Source organism: Aquibacillus koreensis (assembly GCF_025154055.1).
GTDB classification, from domain to species: Bacteria; Bacillota; Bacilli; order Bacillales; family Amphibacillaceae; genus Aquibacillus_C; species Aquibacillus_C koreensis.
In genome coordinates this window covers 1-19,718 of sequence record NZ_JAOALK010000063.1, presented here as the reverse complement: position 1 = coordinate 19,718, position 19,718 = coordinate 1, and the positions used below count along the sequence as shown (strand labels likewise).

Genomic DNA, 19,718 nt, shown 5'->3' with positions numbered 1-19,718 from the left:
TTTATTTACCTATATTACTATGTGTATGTTCAATGTACCTTAAAATATTGTATGTTTGGTTAACTTAACGTGAAGAATACGTTAAGTTTTCTTCATGTTATTTGGTTGAGTATCAAACTATAGGGTAGGATTAGAGGGACTAGTAGGGTTATGTGTATAGTGTAATAGAGGATGGTACTATTCCCTTAAAAACAAAAAAGACAAAACCCTGTGTATGAACAGAGTATTGTCTTTTAACTTTGTTTATCTCCTTGCAATAACATCCATTTCTATGCCAACGCCTTTAGGTAATTTACTTACCTCCACGGTAGCTCTCGCAGGGTATGGCTCAGTTAAAAATCCTGCATACACCTCATTAATTTTTGCGAAGTCATCCATGTTCGTTATGTAGATGGTGATTTTCGCAACATTAACAAATGTTAAGTTCGCTTCTGTTAGGATTGCTTCAAGGTTCTTCATTACTTGGGCTGTCTGATTTTCTATACCCTCGGCGATTTCTCCTGTTTCCGGGTTAATTGGAATTTGGCCTGATACAAATACTAAATCCCCTAAATCAATTGCTTGTGAATACGGACCTAATGCTTGTGGTGCATTGTTCGTATGAATTGCTTTTACCATAATCAACATCCTTCCTTTTCCATGTACTAAGATTTTAACATATTATCGTTTTTTAGTAGAATATAAACAAAAGGAAACATGAAAGGATGATGCATTGTGGAAAATACATTTAATCTAAGAACATCAAACCATTCCGATATGGTGGACGTTACTTCGACAATTGAAAAGTGGATCAGAGATAACGGCATTGAAAGCGGGCTTTTAGTCGTTTCTTCTTTACATACAACTGCTGGTATCACCGTCAATGAAAATGCCGATCCTGATGTGAAAACAGATTTTCTGCGCCGTTTGGATGAAGTGTACCCTTGGGAGCATCCAAAAGATCGCCACATGGAAGGGAATACTGCAGCACACTTAAAGACAAGCACAGTGGGACATGCGCAAACACTGGTGATTTCGAATGGTCGTTTGGTATTGGGAACATGGCAAGGTGTGTATTTCTGTGAGTTTGATGGGCCAAGACATCGTAAGTTTTATGTGAAGGTGATTTCTTAAAAAGACCTACGTTAAATCGAATAACTGCGCGATGAAAAACTCGGTGTCAATTCACCGAGTTTTTCACATCCATGCACTTAAATGTTTAACCACTCCAACAAGATCATCATGAATGACGAAATCAAATAAATAGTCCTTTGGTGTTGCTTCACGATTCATGATTGCCATAGGTAATCCACATGTAAACGCCGCGTAGTCCGGCAATATATTAAATGGGGTGACTAACAAAGAAGTGCCCATTACCAACACTAGTTCACTTTGCCTTATTCTTTGTTCTGCTTCTTCATGCTTCGTGATCGGATCACCAAACAATACGATATCCGGTTTCAGCACATCTCCACAACCAGTTTTATCACAATAAGGTGTCTCATGCTTCATTACGTATTCCAATGCATACTTGGATTGACAATGCGGGCAGGTAGCTGTGTTTAAATTGCCATGATACTCAATAATATCTTCGTTTCCTGCCGTAGCATGAAGGCCGTCAACATTCTGTGTAATAATGGACACTTGTTTCCCGCTAAGCTCCAAATTCCTGAGAAACGTATGCACACTGTTCGGCTCGTAATTCTTTAACAACTTTAAACGGAAGATATCTTTATACTTCGCCCAAAAATCAACCGGATCTTTGTAAAAATACTCACTAGACATGTAGTATTCACGAGAGCGATCATAGGTCCAAACCCCTTGAGATGACCTGAAATCTGGAATTCCACTTGCCGTTGAAACACCTGCACCCGTTAAAACAACGATAGAATATGCCGATTCAATTTTATTCGCAAGCTCCTTCATCTGTGCCATATCCATACTCCTCTAATCATTTCATTACACGTACTATACCATTTATTTATCCTCAAATGGAAACAAAGGGACGGTTCTTGTGTTCACACAAAGTGTGTACACAAGAACCGTCCCCATGTTTACTATTTCTTTAAACGGATCACGTTCCAAGATGTTTTGGCTACGTTTATTTCTAATTTTCCGTTATCTAGTTTTGCGTTTCCGTTGTTATGTGGTTGTACTGCTTGCTTGTCTGCTGTATTTACAGCTTTTAGGTCGTCATTTTCTAGAACGATGTGTTCTACGAGACTGTAACCTTCAAAGCTTCTTACGTCTGCAGATAGCTCAATTGAATCTTCTAAATGTTTGTTCACAATGAATAGTGTTACTTCTTCTTTCTCTTCATTGTAGACTGCTGCACTGTCGATGTAAGGAACATCTGTAAATTCCTTACTGTCATACTTTGGTGACGAAAGCATTGGTTGTAATGATACACCACGACCAAACACTGATGCATGCATATACGGATAGAAGATCGTTTGCTTCCATGCACGTCCATTGTTTTCTGTCATAATAGGTGCAATAACATTAACTAACTGTGCTAAACAAGCCATTTTTACACGATCCGCATGTCGTAAGAATGTAATTAACATACTTCCAACAAGAAGCGCATCTTCAAAGTTATAGTGGTCCTCAAGCTGTGGTGGTGCAATGGACCATGGCTCAATCTTCTTATCAGATTCATTGGAGTGGTACCAAACATTCCACTCATCAAAGCTTAAATACATCGTCTTCTTACTTCTCTGCTTTGATTTAATATAATCACATGTCGCGGTTACTGTTTTAATAAAGTTATCCATGTCCATTGTTTTTGCTAGATAGTTTGCTGGGTCATTTTCTTGATTTCCGTAGTAAGTGTGAAGAGAGATATAATCAACTTCATTATACGTATGATCTAGCACTGTTGCTTCCCATTCAGGGAATGTTGGCATACCGGCACCTGAACTACCACATGCAACTAGTTCAATCGTTGGGTCAACTAAGCGCATCGCTTTTGCTGTTTCTCTTGCAATTCTGCCATATTCTTCAGCAGTTTTTTGGCCTACTTGCCAAGGTCCATCCATTTCATTACCTAGGCACCATGTTTTAAAATTATGTGGTTGTTCATAGCCGTGTGATTTTCTTAAATCACTATAATAGGTTCCACCTGGTAAATTAGTATATTCAATCAAGTTACGAGCAGCTTCAATGCCTCTTGTTCCTAAGTTTACAGCCATCATTACCTCAGAACCCGCTTTTTTAGCCCAATCTGCAAATTCATTCGTACCAACTTCATTTGTTTCAATTGTACGCCAAGCTAATTCTGTTCTACGAGGACGTTGTTCTTTCGGTCCTACACCGTCTTCCCATCTGTAATTGGATACGAAGTTACCGCCAGGATAACGAATAATCGGAACTTGTAATTCACTAACTAGGTCAATCACATCTTTACGGAAGCCGTGTTCATCCGCAAGCTCATGTCCTGGCTCATAGATTCCACCATAAACTGCTCGCCCTAGATGTTCAATAAAAGATCCGTAGATACGATCATCTACTTTAGCAATCTTATAATTCTTATCCAATACTAGACTTGCTTTTAAGTCTTTTCCCATTGTTAGCACCTCATTTTATTTTATAATTAATTGGAATCGGTTACACTTTATCATTTTAGATGTGTTCATTATACGAATATTGGATAATATAAAATATATCCTAAGTTGTTCGTACAAGTTAACAGTTTCATTATAAATAACTTCTATTAGTATGACAAGCATTTCATTTAATATGATCCGAATTCCTTAAATACAGGCCTTTATTTTATATATTGACATGATTATTACAACTGTTTAGGCTAAGAATAGCGCGTTATAGATTAATTCATACATATATTTGTACGTATAACTTTACCGCATCTGTAACTAACTTGATTTTAATATGAAAGAAGCCGTTACCAAAGTTTCATTTTTAAATGTTATAATATTGTAAAGACTTACACGAATGTGTGCAGATTTATGAGGTGTGTTTATGCAAACAAAATATAATATGGTCAAGCAGGCCATTAAATCAAAAATTCTTGAAGGAGCTTTTCAACCGCATCAAAAAATTAGCTCTGAAAGCGAACTTATGAAGCAGTTTGAAGTCAGTCGCCACACTGTTCGATTGGCAATAGGTGAACTCGTGAATGATGGATGGTTATATCGAGAACAAGGTGCCGGAACTTTTTGTGCGGATCGTTCAAATCTTAACGAGAAGAATCATTTTACACCCCAGAAAAATATAGCGATCATCACAACCTATATCTCTGATTATATTTTCCCATCGATCATACGAGGTGCAGAGTCTTATTTAAGTGAGCATGGATACCATGTTAGTCTGTTTAGCACAAATAATGATCATGACAATGAAAGAAAATTTCTAGAAAAAATTCTAACCCAACACTTTGATGGGGTCATTATAGAACCTACGAAAAGCGCGATCTCTAACCCGAATATTAACTATTACTTAAACCTAGAGCGCGAGAATATTCCCTACATCATGATTAATGCCTATTATGATGAATTAGAGCCGTTAAGCATTATGATGGATGATGAAAAAGGCGGATTTATTTCAACGGAACACCTCATACAGCAAGGACATTCTAACATTGTTGGCTTTTTCAAAAATGACGACATACAAGGTACTAAACGGTTAAAGGGATATATTAAAGCGCACCGTCAACACAACATCCCAATTAACCCAAACAACATCGTAACCTATAGTTCTGCAGAGAAGTTCAGTAAGCCTGTAGAAGAATTACGCAAGATGTTAGAGCCTAGTTCGGACAATAGACCTTCTGCCATTGTTAGCTATAACGACGAACTTGCAATAAAATTACTGGATGTACTTCGCGACTTCCAATTGAAAGTACCTACTGACATTTCGATTGTAGGGTATGATAATTCCTTCTTGGCAGAGGTATCGGAAGTAAAGCTCACAACAATTGAACACCCAAAAGCAGCATTAGGCACATTAGCTGCAGATATGATCTTACAAATAATCGAACAAGATAAGACTGGAACAGGAAAGCAAACAGAACTATCATCTGTTTTATACCAACCGGAATTGGTTATTCGAGATTCAACCAGATCATTGGAAAATGACTAATCATGCATTAAAGGAACTCAATCAAGGGATTGAGTTCCTTTTTTAATCGTCTTTTTTATGATGCTTATCCCATTTCGGAATATAATTATCTTCTTTTAATTTTTCATGGAATTTAGCCAAGTGTTCTTTCATCATAGTTGCATCCTTTTCACTAAGTACACCAAGCTCCTGGTATTTGTTGATAACACCAATTCGCTGGTTAAGCACATCTTCGTACATTGTTGCTAGTTCTTTGACCTGTGCATCTGTTAGCTCGACTTCTTTAAACTCTGGTTTGTGGTGGTGATCTTTTTCTGCTTGGATGCTATTTGCACCAACAGTAACAATGGTGAGCGCAAATAAACCAACTAGCATTTTCTTCATAAGGTTTTTCATATGCATAACTCCTTTCCAACTTTTCAATTTAATGTTTGTAATTGGAAAGCATCCTATACACGGATTATTAAGATTTTATCATTCGTTCCCAGAAATGCATACCACCGTTCTACCTAAAGCTTTGCCCTTCAAGATCGATTGCAATGCATCAGGAAGTTCCTGCAAGCTAATCTCTTTACTAATTTTCTCTATTAGACCTTCAGGCTTCATATCTGTTGCCATACGCTCCCATATTTGCTTTCTTAACTCCATTGGACAATATACCGAATCTATCCCCGCTAAGGTTACGCCGCGTAATATAAAAGGAAATACAGTCGCTGGAACTTTGGCTCCACCTGTTAATCCACTAACCGCAACACATCCACCATAGTTTATTTTACTCAATATCGAGGCTAATGTTTGTCCACCTACTGGGTCAATCGCACCCATCCACGTTTGCTTATCAAGCGCACGAACCTTGTCTTCGTAGACATCTTCTCTCGCTATAATCTCATTAGCACCGATCTCATTTAAAAAGCTGTGCGCTGTTTCTTTTCCAGTACTCGCAACAACCTGATAGCCTAATTTATGTAACATAGCAATCGCAAGACTTCCAACTCCACCAGTTGCACCAGTAACGAGTACTTTCCCCTTGTCTGGAGTAACGCCGTTTTCTTCTAAACGATGAATGGATAACGCTGCCGTGAAACCAGCTGTACCATATACCATCGCTTCTTTCAGTGAAAGGTTTTCCGGTAAAGGAACGATCCAATCCGCAGGTACACTTGCATATTCGCTATAGCCACCGAAATGAGAAACACCAATATCATAGCTTGTGGCAATCACACGGTCTCCAGCTTTATATCGAGTATCTTTAGAATCAACCACTTCTCCTGCTATATCAATACCTGGAATAAAGGGGTACGTTTTAACAATCGTGCTGTTTGGTACACTTGCAAGTCCATCTTTATAGTTCACACTTGAATAATGGACTTTAATCAAAACGTCGGATTTTGGTAACTCATCATATGTAAGATTGTCCACTTTTGCAACAAACTCATCGTCTTCTTGTGTTAACTTAAATGCCTGGAAAGTACTCATATAAATTCCTCCTTATAAACTTACTATAATATACGTAGCGCGATGTTTCACGCGCTACGTATTTAACTTAAACTCTACATCTTCATGTGCATAGACTGTTTCAAATTCTTCATTTTCTTTTAATTCCGTATATAAGTCTTCCGGTGAATACCATAGATGGTCATTCTCTAATTTATAATCAGCACCATAGTAATAGCTTAACCAAATTAATTTGGAGCAATATATATATTCCCACGGATCTTCCAATGATTGACTTAGGTTAAATGAAAATACCGGTTTATTTTCTCCTTGCTCTAGATTTGCCTTGTAGGAAGCGAGATACTCCATCGCATAGCTTGCGGCCGCTTCACCCATTCCTTCCTTTTTTGGACGAAATTGTGCGTGGATCGGATGCTTTTCTAAAAACTGTTGAATCGTATCCTTACGTAGAGACGGGTGCAGGCCAGGAGATTCAATCACTTTATTCTCATCCACCACTAAAGCAGCATGACCCATATACCCCGTTAGTTCTTGAAACACATTATCACTTGCAACAAGAATATCACCCGGTTTAAAATTACGCTGTCTAGAACCTTCCCTTACTGAAGCTGGTAAAGTATATTGCTCTGCAATCGGGATGATCATTCCATTAGAAATAGAACCGCCAACTACTATCACAAGATTATTTTGGTATAGGTTTGGAAGCTTCACATAAAACGTATTACCTTGAAAGAATGTAGCAACTAATTGATGATTCACATACACATGATAATAGTGAAATTTGATCGGGGATTTTTGTTGGATTTGAATCCAATCCCGATATTGCGTTAAATGAAAATGCGCTTTCATTTTACCACCGCCCAAAACTAATGTATTCATAGGCGATGGATTGTGTGACTACCTTATTTATTTTATTAGTGTACTAGTTTCATGAGGAACAGGCAGTTACAATTGTCACAAAGATGACCATAACAAAAACAGGTGATACTTAGAAACCACCTGCTTTTTTATTTATATTATTCGTTGGGGATTTATATTGTAATTATATCTAAAAAGGTTGTTCGGATCACATAGCTTCTTTATTTCTACTAATCTCTGATAGTTGTCAGCAAATGCATTTTTCATCACTTGCTCATTGATTCTTTTATAATTTTCTTATCAACTTCTTATCTGGAATTTTGAGATTGATTGTTGCAATTCCTCCGCTAAGAAAGATAAAGACTGGGCTGAGGAAGAAACCTCTTCCATTGTCGCTAACTGTTCTTGTGTAGAAGCTGAACTTTCTTGACTTGATTTTACACCATTTTCTGCAATAACCTTAACATTCTCTAGCGCTTCTGAGATATTCAATGCTATTTCTTCAATATCTTGAATCGATCCAGAAACATCAGTTACCTTATTAGATACATTTGTCATTGATTCTTCTATTTTGCCAAACGCTTGTCTAGCTTCTGTTGTTGAAGTTATTCCCTCTTCAACTTTTGCATTTCCCTCATCAATAGAAACAACCGCATTTTGGGTCTCAGATTGAATGTCAGCAACCATTACTGTTATTTGATCGGCAGACTTCTTTGACTCTTCTGCTAGTTTCCTAACCTCATCTGCTACAACAGCAAACCCTTTTCCATGTTCACCTGCTCTTGCAGCTTCAATCGCCGCATTTAAGGCTAAGAGATTTGTTTGATCCGATATATCTGTTATTAAATCAATTACACTTCCTATTTCTGAGGATCTACTTTTCAGTGCGTTTATTGTGGAAGTCATGTTATCAAACGATAGCTTAATATCTTGAATACGCTCAACTACTTTTTCTATAGAAATGATTCCCTCATGAACATAACCTGTAGATTCCTTTGTAGAGTTCTCCATTTCTTCACGATTTTCATTTATGCTGTCAACGTTTTCTACCATATGTTTTAAGGATGCTGAAACATGACTAACTTTATTTAATTGTCCTTCTGCACCCTCAGCATTACCTTGAACCAAATTAGCGAGAAGCTCTGTTGAATAAGTACTTTGTTCAGCACTGGCTGTTAATTGTTCGGATGCTGATGCAACCTGAAGTGCTGACTCACTCGTTTTTATCAATGTTTCATTAAGATCGTCAACCATCTTATTTAACGATTGAGCTAGTTCACCAACTTCATCTTTTGATTTCACTTGGACCTTATCAATGGTAAGATTTCCTTCGGCTATTTGCTTTAAGGCCTCAGACACAGATGAGACAGGTTTTGATATTACTTTGATAAGATATACAGTGATTAATACAGTCAACACTGCGATTATTGTAAATATTACAACCATAGATATCTTACTTTCGCTACCTATCTTCTTAACCTCTACCCAAGCATCATTTGTTAACTTTTCTGTATCCGCAACAATAAGACCATGTGTTTCTCTATAATTATCAAAAAACTCTTTACCTTCTCCTATGTTACTTCTAGCGCCTTCGATGTCCCCTTGCTTGACCTGTTGAATAATGGATTCAAAGAAACTCTGCACATCTGTAATTTGGGGTTTTGCTTCTTCAATGAGTGATGCCATAATCGGGTGCCCGTCTAAATGTGATTCAATTATTTCTAGATTTTTTTCAATATTTTCTTGTCCTAAATAATAGGGTTCTAGAAATTCTTCATCACCGGTAACTAAATACCCTCTTACCCCTGTCTCTTGATTAACTAATGCTGTTAGAATTGCATTAGCTGCATTGGATAATGGGATAGCATCATTTACGATATTATTGGCCTCAGATTCTACGTTTTGAAGTCCATACCAACTCATACCAAATATACCTACAATTAATAATAAAATAATTCCAAAGCTAACGATAATCTTTTTACCTATCGACATAACACTGCCTCCCAAATCAGATTTGTGAAAATATATAGATTTCCCCCACCTCTTGCATCCATTTTGAAAGTAAAAAAAACGACATAAAAATGCCGTTTTCACTCAATCAATAGAAATATGATTGCATTCGGCAACCCAGCCGCCATAGATTTTATCCTTAGACCTGTGGTTTTGCGTACCTAACTTTCATTAGGATTGCTAGTGTCGTGCATACAAATTATAATTGCGTCTTGATAGTAATATAGTATCACGGTTTGTCATCCGCAGGAAGATAATTTATGTGTTTTTCGCAAAATTCGACTTTTTTTGTCATGAATTTATTTGTTTTATGTAAATATTTGTATATATGATGGTTAATAGGAACTAAAATCCCTCTTCAATCAGTGTCATGATCGACATTAATTGTTATATAATTTTATCCAAAAAGAAAAGACCAACTATGGTAAGTTGGTCTTATGAACTGCATTATTTGTCTACAATGCATAAAGTTCTCTCATGTTAATTGTTAGTTACTCGCTTCTTTATATAGCCTTTGTTTCCACTTTAGAATTATATAATAGTTCATGTTTATGATTATTCCTAGCCCACTTCACCAATGCATATACGATCGGTGTGTCAACAATGGCAACAAGTAGCTTGAATACATACTGCGTCGCAATCATTGTTAGTAAAACAGACGTTGGGACTGTTCCCGCAAAAGCAATCGATATAAAGATAGTTGTATCAACTAGTTGACTGGACATCGTCGACAAGTTATTTCTCAACCATAGTCTTTTTTCACCGTGCTTTTCTTTTAAGCGATGGAAGATCGTCACATCTAGATTTTGGCTGATCACATAAGCTACTAAACTAGCTAGCATGACGCGGAAGCTTCCACCTAGAATGGACGCAAACTCTTCTTGCATGCCAAAAATAGGTGCTGCAGGTAATTCAATTGCGACAAATATAAAGACCAAAGCAATGACTTGTGTGAAAAAGCCTGCTTGCACTGTTTTACGTGCTAAATCTTTTCCATATACTTCACTAATCACGTCTGTGATCAAATACGTAACTACGTAGACAACTGCAGCTGCCGGGAGCATATAGTCACCCACACTAAACAATTTCACACCTAAAATATTAGATAAAACTAATAATCCTACAAATAAAGCATTTAAATAGATAAACAATTTATTTCCTCTCCTTTTCGTTGGGAGGAACTAGCTAACCCTCTTAGCGATTATCGATCTTTTCTGGATACATATCGTGATTCATCATTCTGTGATCTGCCATTTGTTCGTATTTCGTGCCTGGCTTCCCATAATTGCAATATGGATCAATCGAAATTCCACCTCTTGGTGTGAATTTACCCCATACCTCAATATAACGAGGATCCATTAGTTCAATTAAATCGTTCATGATAATATTCATGCTATCCTCATGAAAGTCACCATGGTTTCTAAAGCTAAACAAATATAACTTTAATGATTTACTTTCCACCATTTTCACATCAGGAATGTAACTGATATATACCGCACCGAAATCTGGTTGTCTCGTTTTCGGACATAGCGTAGTAAATTCAGGACAATTTAATTTAACAAAATAATCTCTGTTAGGATGTTGATTATCAAAGGTTTCTAAAACCTCTGGCGCATAGTCAAAGCTATATTCTGTTCCTTGACTCCCAAGTAGTGTTATATCTTTTAAATCTTCATCTCTTCTTCCAGCCATTGTTGTACCTCCTTGTTGATTGATTATTAAATCCAAGCATAAGAAAAGCCGCATCCTAAGGGACACGGCTGTAATCACGTCATATGTCCTTAGTTTTTTATAGAGGGTTTGTAGCTAAGAACCTCTCCCGTATTGAATACGGAATGTTATTGGTATTCATTCACTCGATTTATTATATAGACGTGTGTTACTTCTGTCAATTGTAGATTTTTACCTTGCTAACTTCAGATTATCGAAATTGAAAAACCGCTTTTCAATACGCTCAAGTAGATAACTAGCCGCAAAAAGAGCGAATACTGCAATCTTTCTTATACTAGATACATCAGATCCTACAACGAAAAAGATACCCCATGTGACCAATGCAATGGCAAGCAATACCGTAATGATCTTTCCACTTTTGGATTGTCGGAACTTAGCATTATCTCTATTTCCAAATACAAAAAGAAATACTGTTAGAATCAACGCTCCTGTTAAATCATTAAACAACAAAAAGATCGCAATACCAGGTAATAATGCATATAAAAGTCTAAATATCATTTTGTATAGCAATCCTATCCTCTCCTAACTACCCAACATAATGAAGAACTATCCGATATAATGCGATACAAAGACCCAAAACACTCGCCTTCATTTTAGAAGGATGATAACCTCTGCTATTTAATAGATAAATGAGAACAACTATGAATCCTAAAGGAATGTATAATTCAAACGTACCTGTTTTATTCCCCCATGAAAAAATGGGTGCGATCCATGTACTAATGAAGAAATAAATGAAGATTTTAAAAAAATTCCGTTTTTCTAACTGCTTGTTCCACCGGACTAACAAGATAATAACAATAATGGCAATAATCGTAATATGTAGCTGGGGTAAAAAGATGGTAACGTCTCCAATTCTAAATTCCATCAGGCTTCCCTCCATTAAATAGATCCACAATTATCTCTTAAATTCTGGACACTACATATTAATATTAACATATAATCCCAAATAGTCTTATTAAAAAACAAAACAAAAGACCAAATCCCCTGATTTGGTCTTCTAGATAAACTTCTATTAAAATACAATCGTCTTATTCCCATGCACAATAATCCGATCTTCCAAGTGCCATTTCACCGCTCTTGCCAATACACTTCGTTCCACGGACTGGCCAATTTTCTTCATTGCCTCTGCACTGTCTTTATGGTCAACCCGACTAATGTCCTGTTCTATAATTGGCCCTTCATCCAAATCATCGGTGACATAGTGTGAAGTTGCACCGATCAATTTTACACCACGATTATACGCGCGCTCATATGGATTTGCTCCAATGAATGCTGGTAGGAAAGAATGGTGAATATTAATGATCTTGTGTTTATGCACATCAACAAAATGTGGCGTTAAGATTTGCATATAACGCGCGAGCACAATCACATCGACATCATATTGCTTCAAAAGTTCTATTTGTTTTTGTTCTACTTCTGCTCTTATATCCTTGTTTGCCGGTATGTAGTAGTAAGGTATTCCTAGCCTTTCTACCATGTCGCGTGATGTTTCGTGGTTACTTATTACCAGGGAAATATCGGCCATTAAATCCCCACTTTGCCACTCCCACAGCAGTTCGAGCAAACAATGTGGTTCCTTTGACACAAAAATAGCCATTTTCTTGATCTCATCTACATACGTCAGCTTCCAATCCATGGAGAAAGCCCTCGCGATTTCTTGGAAATCCTGCTTAATTTTCTCTGCTTTTTCTTTTAAGTCAGGAGCTTCAAATTCAATCCGAATAAAAAACTCTCCACCCTCGGGATCGACAGAATATTGATTTGACTCAATAATGTTGGCTTCATGTTCATAAAGAAACTTGGAAACCGCAGCTACAATTCCTGGTTGATCCGGGCAATTGATTAATAAACGTGCTCGGTTCTCATTTTGTTGTTTAAATGTATCTAGCTTTTCTTGCATATAACTCTTCATTCAATCTACCTCTTTACTACCTTATTAAGCTGCTTTAACTTTCCTGAAAGACAACTTCTAATGACTGGATACACTGATCAACTTCAGCTTTTGTTGCCGTCAACGGTGGTAGAATTCGAACGACCTTTGGACCAGCAACGAGTATAAGCAAGTTTTGGTCTTCTCTTGCTTTTGTTACATAGTCAATTGCGTTCCCCTTTACTACTAAGCCAACCAGTAATCCTTTGCCACGCACCTGTTCTATACTATCATACTTTTCCACTAATTTATGCAACGCTTGATGCAAATAACTCGCCACTTCATTTGACTGCTCCAAGATGGACGACTCTGTCATATATTCAATTGTTGCAGCGGCTGCAGTAGTGGCTATTGGATTCCCACCAAACGTGCTTCCGTGCGATCCAGGTACAAACGCTTGTGCAACAGGCTCTTTCGCAAGCATGGCACCAATCGCAACACCTGATCCGAGTCCTTTGGCTAATGTAAATACATCCGGTTCAATCCCGAATTGCTCGTAAGCAAAGAGTGTTCCAGTTCGACCAACACCAGTTTGAATCTCATCCACCATCAGTAACAAATCATAGTTTTTACATAGTTCCCCTAACTTATCCAACCAAGCCTGATCAGCTGGAACAACGCCACCTTCTCCTTGGACAAGCTCTAACATAACCGCACATGTCTGTTCTTGAACCAGATCCTCTAATGCATCAAAATCATTAAAAGGTAAATAGCGGAACCCTGGAGTCAATGGTGCAAATCCTTGTTGAATTTTTTCTTGTCCCGTTGCAGACAACGTCGCTAAGGTTCTACCATGAAAAGAATTAGAAAACGTAACCACTTCATATTTAGATGTACCTTTTACATCTTGGGCATATTTTCTCGCTATTTTAATCGCGGCTTCGTTAGCTTCTGCCCCACTATTACAGAAAAAAACTTGATCAGCACAGCTATTGTCTGTCAGTAGCTGTGCTAGTTTTTCCTGTGATGGGATCGTATATAAGTTCGAGCAATGCCATAGCTGATCAAGTTGCTCGTTAACCTTATTCTTGATTACATCAGGCACATGACCGAGGTTACATGTCGCAATACCTGAGGTGAAATCTAAATACTTCTGTCCTTGATCATCCCATACATAACTGCCTTTTCCTTTTGTAAGCGTTAGAGGAAAACGGCTGTATGTTTGCATGACCGAGGTTTGATTTTTTGTTTGAACAGTCTCAGACATACGGCATCTCCTTATCCAATGAAATTCTTGTACCCACGTTTTTTCCGTCCATGAAATCAACCAAGCTATTCGCTTCCAGTCCATTCACAATCGAAACTTCAGGCACTCTATGCGCTAGTGCTTTCAAAGCAGATTGTACTTTGGGAATCATTCCACCATAAATCACCTTAGAGGATATTAATTGTTCGATTTTTTCTTTTCCCACTTGGTGCAATGTTTGCTTTTGACCATCTTCTTCGACACAAATACCAGGGATATCGCTAATAAAGCACAATTTTGCCCCTAATGCTTGCGCGATTGAAGAAGCAGCCATATCTGCATTAATATTATAACGTTGTCCTTCATCATCAATACCAATCGGAGAGATGACAGGGATATAGCCTTGGCTTGAGATCTGCTCAATCAGTGAGGTATTAACCTCACTCACTTCTCCTACAAATCCTAATTGATCCGCTTTGTCTGTTGGTGTTGCTTTAAGTAACGTACCATCGACACCACTAATGCCATAGGCTTTCCCATTTTCCTTCATCAGATTACGAACGATTTGTTTATTCATCGACCCACTTAGAGCCATTTCAACAACATCTAGAACCTCATTGGTCGTTACTCGAAGTCCGTTAATAAAAGTTGTTTGTACGCCCATTTGGGTCAACAAAGAGGAGATCAATGGACCCCCGCCATGGACAATAATTGGTTGCCATTCTCCACTTTGATGTAAGTCCGCTATATTTTTATAAAAAGATGTTGGTAAATCCTCAAATACACTTCCGCCGCATTTGATCACCACATAATTCACTTTTCTTCCTCCTCACGTACGATAAGAAGCATTGATTCTGACATATTCATAAGAAAGATCACAGCCCCACGCAGTTGCCTTGCCGCTTCCGTCTCCAAGATTTGCTTGAATGACAACCGTATCTTGCAGAAGATATGCTTTTGCCTTTTCTTCATCAAACGGGTAAGGGATACCATTTTCAACTACTTTAATAGGCCCGAGTGACACATTCACTTTGTCAGGGTCTAACTGCTCGCCACTATATCCTATTGCGGTAATAATTCTTCCCCAGTTTGCATCTGCGCCATGAATCGCTGTTTTTACTAGATTCGAAGAGATGACAGACTTACTTATGATTTGCGCTGCACGATCCGAGTTGGCACCATTCACTTGCACCTCTACTAACTTACTAGCCCCTTCACCGTCTCTAGCAATCTCTTTTGCTAAAAGCTCACAAACTGTGCTAAGCGCTTCTACAAAGACGTTCCACTCTGGGTGTTCTTCTGTTAGTTTTGCGTTTTCCGCTTTTCCATTTGCCATCACTAATACCATGTCATTCGTACTTGTATCTCCATCAACCGTGATCATGTTAAATGATGTATTCGTAATGGATTTTAATGCACGTGATAATGCTTGATCATCTATATTTGCATCTGTTGTAACGAAGCTAAGCATTGTCGCCATGTTTGGGTGAATCATACCGGACCCTTTTGCTGCTCCGCCAATAGATATTTGTTTCCCATCAATTTCAAACTGTACTGCAATCCCTTTTTCACGTGTGTCTGTTGTAAGAATCGCTGTTTCAAAACGTGAAGTATCATTATTTTCTTGTTCATGTATTTGACTTATACCCGTTTGGATTTTTTCCATTGGTAACAGTTCACCGATTAGACCGGTAGAAGCAACCGCTGCTAAATGTTCAGGTATTTGTATTTTCTCAGAAAAGCTACGTCTCATTTCATAAGCATCTTTCAAACCCTGTTCGCCCGTACATGCATTAGCTATACCGGAATTAACGAGGATTGCTTGTAATTTTTGTTCTACTGCAATACTTTCTTGCGTTACCTTTAAAGGAGCTGCTTGGAAAGCATTTGTAGTATATACGCCTGCTGCATGTGCTGGTACGTCCGAATATAACCAACCTAAGTCTAGCTTTTGCTTACGTATGCCACAATGTAACCCACCTGCTGAGAAGCCTTTTGGTGTTGTTACATTCCCCCCTGTTACCAAACCAATCTTTTCCTTTGTTGTCACGCCATTCACTTGCTCCATTCCGCACCCTCCTTAAGGATAAATAGGGATTTGATTTAACCCTGTTGTCGCTTCCCATCCTGCTAATAGATTCATATTTTGAATCGCCTGACCAGAAGCACCTTTCACCAAATTATCAATCACAGATACAATCATCAGTTTTCCGGTTCTTTGATCTGCGTAAATACCAATATCACAATAATTGCTGCCATATACTTCTTTTGTTGACGGAATCACGCCTTCAGGTCGGACCCGCACAAAAGGATGATTTTTATAAAAATCTTGGTACACTTCCACTATTTCTTTTGTTGACTTTTCTATTATAAGATTTGTGTACATCGTGCTCATAATACCCCTTGTCATCGGAACAATGTGAGGAGTAAAGACCACTTGCATCTCTTGCCCCGACTCGTTTGTTAACACTTGTTCAATTTCAGGAATATGTTTATGCTCCCCTAGTTTATAGGCTTTTAAATTCTCGTGCATTTCTGAGAAGTGCACGTTCAGCGATAAACCCCTACCTGCACCTGATACACCAGTTTTGGCGTCAATAATAATTTGTTCTTTGCTAACTAAGTTATGTTTTAAAGCTGGTATTAAGCCTAATAAGGTAGCTGTTGGATAACAACCTGGATTTGCAATTAAACTTGCATTTTTAATCTCATCCTCATAGATTTCGCTTAATCCATAGATTGCTTGATTAATATATTCCTGATCTGCAGGTGTGGATTGATACCATTTTTTATATGCTTCTGGCTCTTTTAGTCGGAAGTCACCTGATAAATCAATACATTTCACACCGTTCTCCAAAAATGATGGAATTAGATCTTTACTCACATTCGATGGTGTAGCAAAAAACACCAAGTCTACTTTTTCACTTAAACTTGTAATATCTAAAGCATCCATTGTCATATCAACGACATCCACGGTATGTGGATATACGGATGCTAAATCCGTACCACTTTGCGAATGTGAGATAATTGCTTCTACCGTAACGTATGGATGATTATGTAATAATCTAATTAATTCAACTGCTCCGTAACCAGTACCACCTATAATAGCTACTTTCACGTTGTATTCACTCCTAAGTCCGTATGGGATTGGTTTATTATTATACTTTATAATGCATGTTTATACAACATTATTTCCGTAATTTTTTTATTATTTCGAATGATTTTTATCTATAGTTATACAAAACAAACACATTATCAATCTACATCGCTATAAGCATCTTTTAAACCAAAGGTAATTTAACTACTAATAACACACTAAAATAAAACAAATGCATAAAGTGAATAAATATCCAAACTCTATGCATAAAGCTACTATATGTTTGCGTTTTCCAAATGAGCTTGACTGTATAAAAAAAACATCACAAACTCTTATCCAAGAATTTGTGATGCTTTCACACTATTATCCTATTATGTTGAACTTTTTATACCCGACTCACCAATATGCTATAGAGATCATTCCACCGTATTTTCTAGCTCGCCAATGCCTTCAATTTCCATTGTAATGACATCTCCACTTTGCAAGAACTGTGGTGGGTTCATACCAAAACCTACACCATCAGGGGTTCCAGTTAGGATAACATCACCAGGTTGAAGCGTCATTAAGTTCGAAATAAACGATATAATAGTTGGAACATTAAATATTAAATGCTTCGTGTTGGACGATTGTCGAACCTCGCCATTAATTTTCGTCTTTAATTCTAAGTTAGATGGATCTGGAAGTTCATCTGTCGTTACGATCCATGGTCCAATTGGCGTACTCCCGTCTAGGGATTTGCCTTGTAACCATTGCGGGGTTCGCTTTTGTAAATCGCGTGCAGATATGTCATTCCCGATTGTATATCCCGCAACATATTCTAACGCGTCCTGTTCAGGTACCTCGCAGGCTTCTTTTCCAATCACAACAGCCAGTTCAATCTCATAATCTAATTTAGTTGTTTGCTTGGACTTTTTAATCTTATCTTCTGGACCAATTAATGCATTGGCAAACTTCGAAAAAAGAACCGGATAATCAGGAATCGTGCTTTTCATTTCAGCTACATGATCTTTGTAATTCGTTCCGATACAAATAATCTTTGAAGGATTTGGAACTGGTGTACCAAGCGAAACATTCTGTTCAGCAATAAAATACTTCGATAATTCTGGTTCTACTAGGAAGTCACTTACATCCACCGCTTTTTCAATCCCAAACTTACCTAATTTATAAAATGCATCTGGATGAGATGGGAGCAGTATATCTACAGCTAAAGCCTTTTCTCTTTCGCCTTTCTTTACTAACAGATCCCGATACGCTTCCTGCAGATCCACTACACCATGCGGGTACATGATCCCCATGCGATAAGAACCAAAGCTCTTTTTCGTTTTATAGCTTACAAGTTTCATACAGCTCACTCCATTCCAATTAAATATGTACCATTGTATCATTTTTTATAAAGAAGACGTCTAATAGAAGCACAAAGATGTCCCATATATAGTTGACAGTCTAAATATTTCCACCTATATTTAATAATACATAACAGAAAATTCAAACAATTACAAAGGAGGGCTATCATTGTTTTGAAATCAAACGCAGATGCTAATATGGGAATGTTCGTGACAGAAATGGAGGATATCCACTTCTTTGGAAGGGATAGGGAGATCCGTTTATTTAAGCAATGGCTTCTGAACACTGAAAGTAATAATAAGATTCTTAACATTTATGGCATTGGTGGTTCGGGTAAAACATACCTACTACATGCTTTTGAACGAATGACAGATCATGAGAATGATTTGTTTCTACACATTGATTGTCGGGATTTCATCCAAACTCCACTAACGCTTGCAGAAAATCTCCTAATTCAACTCTATAACAAGTATCCCAATATCGAACAAAACAAATCCTACACACTGCAGGAATGCCTCTTCTTATTACAACATATCAGCCAAGAAAAAAGAATTGTTATCGCCGTAGATGCATATGAGCAGATGAGAGAACTGGAACGGTGGTTCAGAAACACGTTCTTGAAAAACCTACCAGGAAACACCTATATTGTAATTTCTGGACGGAATCCTTTAAAAGGAGAGTGGGAAGAATCACCCGCTTGGAGGAAAATCATCACTCGTATGAAACTATCAGATTTTAGCTATTCCGTTACGAAACAATACTTATCACACTACGAAATTGATAGAGAAGATTTGTTAAAACGTATATGGGTGATTACGAAAGGAAACCCCCTCGCATTATCGTTAGCCGTCTTATCAATCGAAAAAATTAACAAAGAAACAAAATGGATTAACAGAGACAAAAGTAACTATTCTCCTGTTTTATTACAGCTCACGCGCGCCTGGCTTGCAGAAACACCTGACTTCTCCACGGGGCAAGCCCACGTGGGTTCTACATACTGTTTCTCTCTATTCGTACATGTAGCAGCTATGTTTAGAGTACAAAAACTACAC

The 19,718-nt window shown here is 37.7% G+C and carries 21 protein-coding genes and 2 riboswitches; of the genes, 3 read left to right on the top strand and 18 right to left on the bottom strand.

Annotated features, from left to right (window positions below):
* Window positions 1–243 precede the first annotated feature (243 nt).
* Window positions 244–618, bottom strand: a complete 375-nt coding sequence (locus NYQ66_RS20605) for a RidA family protein (RefSeq protein ID WP_259872273.1) — start codon at window positions 616–618, stop codon at window positions 244–246.
* Window positions 619–714: 96 nt separating this feature from the next.
* On the opposite strand from NYQ66_RS20605, the gene NYQ66_RS20600 reads away from it, so the two are divergent.
* Window positions 715–1,113, top strand: a complete 399-nt coding sequence (locus NYQ66_RS20600) for a secondary thiamine-phosphate synthase enzyme YjbQ (protein ID WP_259872272.1) — start codon at window positions 715–717, stop codon at window positions 1,111–1,113.
* Between the two features lie 63 nt (window positions 1,114–1,176).
* Here NYQ66_RS20600 and NYQ66_RS20595 read toward each other — a convergent pair whose 3' ends face one another.
* Window positions 1,177–1,914, bottom strand: a complete 738-nt coding sequence (locus NYQ66_RS20595; protein WP_259872271.1) for an NAD-dependent protein deacylase — start codon at window positions 1,912–1,914, stop codon at window positions 1,177–1,179.
* Window positions 1,915–2,036: 122 nt separating this feature from the next.
* On the bottom strand, window positions 2,037–3,545 hold the full coding sequence (arfA, locus tag NYQ66_RS20590; RefSeq protein WP_259872269.1) for an arabinosylfuranosidase ArfA: 1,509 nt from the start codon (window positions 3,543–3,545) through the stop codon (window positions 2,037–2,039).
* A gap of 412 nt (window positions 3,546–3,957) precedes the next feature.
* Between arfA and NYQ66_RS20585 the strand changes: the two genes are divergently transcribed.
* Entirely contained in the window at window positions 3,958–5,076 is a 1,119-nt protein-coding gene (locus tag NYQ66_RS20585) for a GntR family transcriptional regulator (protein ID WP_259872268.1), read from the top strand.
* 42 nt (window positions 5,077–5,118) lie between these two features.
* Here NYQ66_RS20585 and NYQ66_RS20580 read toward each other — a convergent pair whose 3' ends face one another.
* From NYQ66_RS20580 to NYQ66_RS20515, 15 genes are all read right to left on the bottom strand, one after another.
* The gene (locus NYQ66_RS20580; RefSeq protein WP_259872267.1) at window positions 5,119–5,451 is read right to left on the bottom strand and encodes a YckD family protein; all 333 of its coding nucleotides are present in this window, start codon (window positions 5,449–5,451) and stop codon (window positions 5,119–5,121) included.
* A gap of 78 nt (window positions 5,452–5,529) precedes the next feature.
* Window positions 5,530–6,531, bottom strand: coding sequence for an NADPH:quinone oxidoreductase family protein (locus NYQ66_RS20575; protein WP_259872266.1), 1,002 nt, complete (start codon window positions 6,529–6,531; stop codon window positions 5,530–5,532).
* 54 nt (window positions 6,532–6,585) lie between these two features.
* Window positions 6,586–7,359: a C40 family peptidase gene (locus tag NYQ66_RS20570; protein WP_259872265.1), complete on the bottom strand. Its 774-nt coding sequence runs from the start codon at window positions 7,357–7,359 to the stop codon at window positions 6,586–6,588.
* A 162-nt stretch (window positions 7,360–7,521) separates the two neighbouring features.
* Window positions 7,522–7,650: a BBE domain-containing protein gene (locus NYQ66_RS21590; protein WP_407652137.1), complete on the bottom strand. Its 129-nt coding sequence runs from the start codon at window positions 7,648–7,650 to the stop codon at window positions 7,522–7,524.
* Between the two features lie 18 nt (window positions 7,651–7,668).
* Complete coding sequence (locus NYQ66_RS20565) at window positions 7,669–9,360, bottom strand: methyl-accepting chemotaxis protein (RefSeq protein ID WP_259872263.1); 1,692 nt, start codon at window positions 9,358–9,360, stop codon at window positions 7,669–7,671.
* Between the two features lie 126 nt (window positions 9,361–9,486).
* Window positions 9,487–9,570: riboswitch (cyclic di-GMP riboswitch) on the bottom strand.
* Window positions 9,571–9,881: 311 nt separating this feature from the next.
* Window positions 9,882–10,529 (bottom strand): queuosine precursor transporter, encoded by a 648-nt coding sequence (locus tag NYQ66_RS20560; RefSeq protein WP_259872262.1) that lies wholly within the window; start codon window positions 10,527–10,529, stop codon window positions 9,882–9,884.
* 43 nt (window positions 10,530–10,572) lie between these two features.
* Complete coding sequence (gene queF, locus NYQ66_RS20555; protein WP_259872260.1) at window positions 10,573–11,070, bottom strand: preQ(1) synthase; 498 nt, start codon at window positions 11,068–11,070, stop codon at window positions 10,573–10,575.
* An 83-nt stretch (window positions 11,071–11,153) separates the two neighbouring features.
* A riboswitch (PreQ1 riboswitch) is annotated at window positions 11,154–11,201 on the bottom strand.
* Between the two features lie 79 nt (window positions 11,202–11,280).
* A complete protein-coding gene (locus NYQ66_RS20550) occupies window positions 11,281–11,619 on the bottom strand; it encodes a hypothetical protein (RefSeq protein WP_259872259.1) in 339 nt (112 codons plus the stop codon).
* 16 nt (window positions 11,620–11,635) lie between these two features.
* Window positions 11,636–11,974 (bottom strand): hypothetical protein, encoded by a 339-nt coding sequence (locus NYQ66_RS20545; protein WP_259872258.1) that lies wholly within the window; start codon window positions 11,972–11,974, stop codon window positions 11,636–11,638.
* A 147-nt stretch (window positions 11,975–12,121) separates the two neighbouring features.
* Window positions 12,122–13,021, bottom strand: a complete 900-nt coding sequence (gene purU / locus NYQ66_RS20540; protein ID WP_259872256.1) for a formyltetrahydrofolate deformylase — start codon at window positions 13,019–13,021, stop codon at window positions 12,122–12,124.
* 34 nt (window positions 13,022–13,055) lie between these two features.
* Window positions 13,056–14,246 (bottom strand): acetylornithine transaminase, encoded by a 1,191-nt coding sequence (locus NYQ66_RS20535; RefSeq protein WP_259872254.1) that lies wholly within the window; start codon window positions 14,244–14,246, stop codon window positions 13,056–13,058.
* Complete coding sequence (argB, locus tag NYQ66_RS20530; protein ID WP_259872252.1) at window positions 14,239–15,042, bottom strand: acetylglutamate kinase; 804 nt, start codon at window positions 15,040–15,042, stop codon at window positions 14,239–14,241. Before argB ends, NYQ66_RS20535 begins: the two co-directional genes overlap by 8 nt.
* A gap of 12 nt (window positions 15,043–15,054) precedes the next feature.
* On the bottom strand, window positions 15,055–16,293 hold the full coding sequence (gene argJ / locus NYQ66_RS20525) for a bifunctional ornithine acetyltransferase/N-acetylglutamate synthase (protein ID WP_259872251.1): 1,239 nt from the start codon (window positions 16,291–16,293) through the stop codon (window positions 15,055–15,057).
* A gap of 12 nt (window positions 16,294–16,305) precedes the next feature.
* A complete protein-coding gene (argC, locus tag NYQ66_RS20520; RefSeq protein WP_259872250.1) occupies window positions 16,306–17,343 on the bottom strand; it encodes an N-acetyl-gamma-glutamyl-phosphate reductase in 1,038 nt (345 codons plus the stop codon).
* Between the two features lie 395 nt (window positions 17,344–17,738).
* Window positions 17,739–18,665, bottom strand: coding sequence for a fumarylacetoacetate hydrolase family protein (locus tag NYQ66_RS20515; RefSeq protein ID WP_259872249.1), 927 nt, complete (start codon window positions 18,663–18,665; stop codon window positions 17,739–17,741).
* A 174-nt stretch (window positions 18,666–18,839) separates the two neighbouring features.
* Here NYQ66_RS20515 and NYQ66_RS20510 point away from each other — a divergent pair.
* A partial coding sequence (locus NYQ66_RS20510) for an AAA family ATPase (protein WP_259872248.1) occupies window positions 18,840–19,718 on the top strand: 879 nt, incomplete at its 3' end.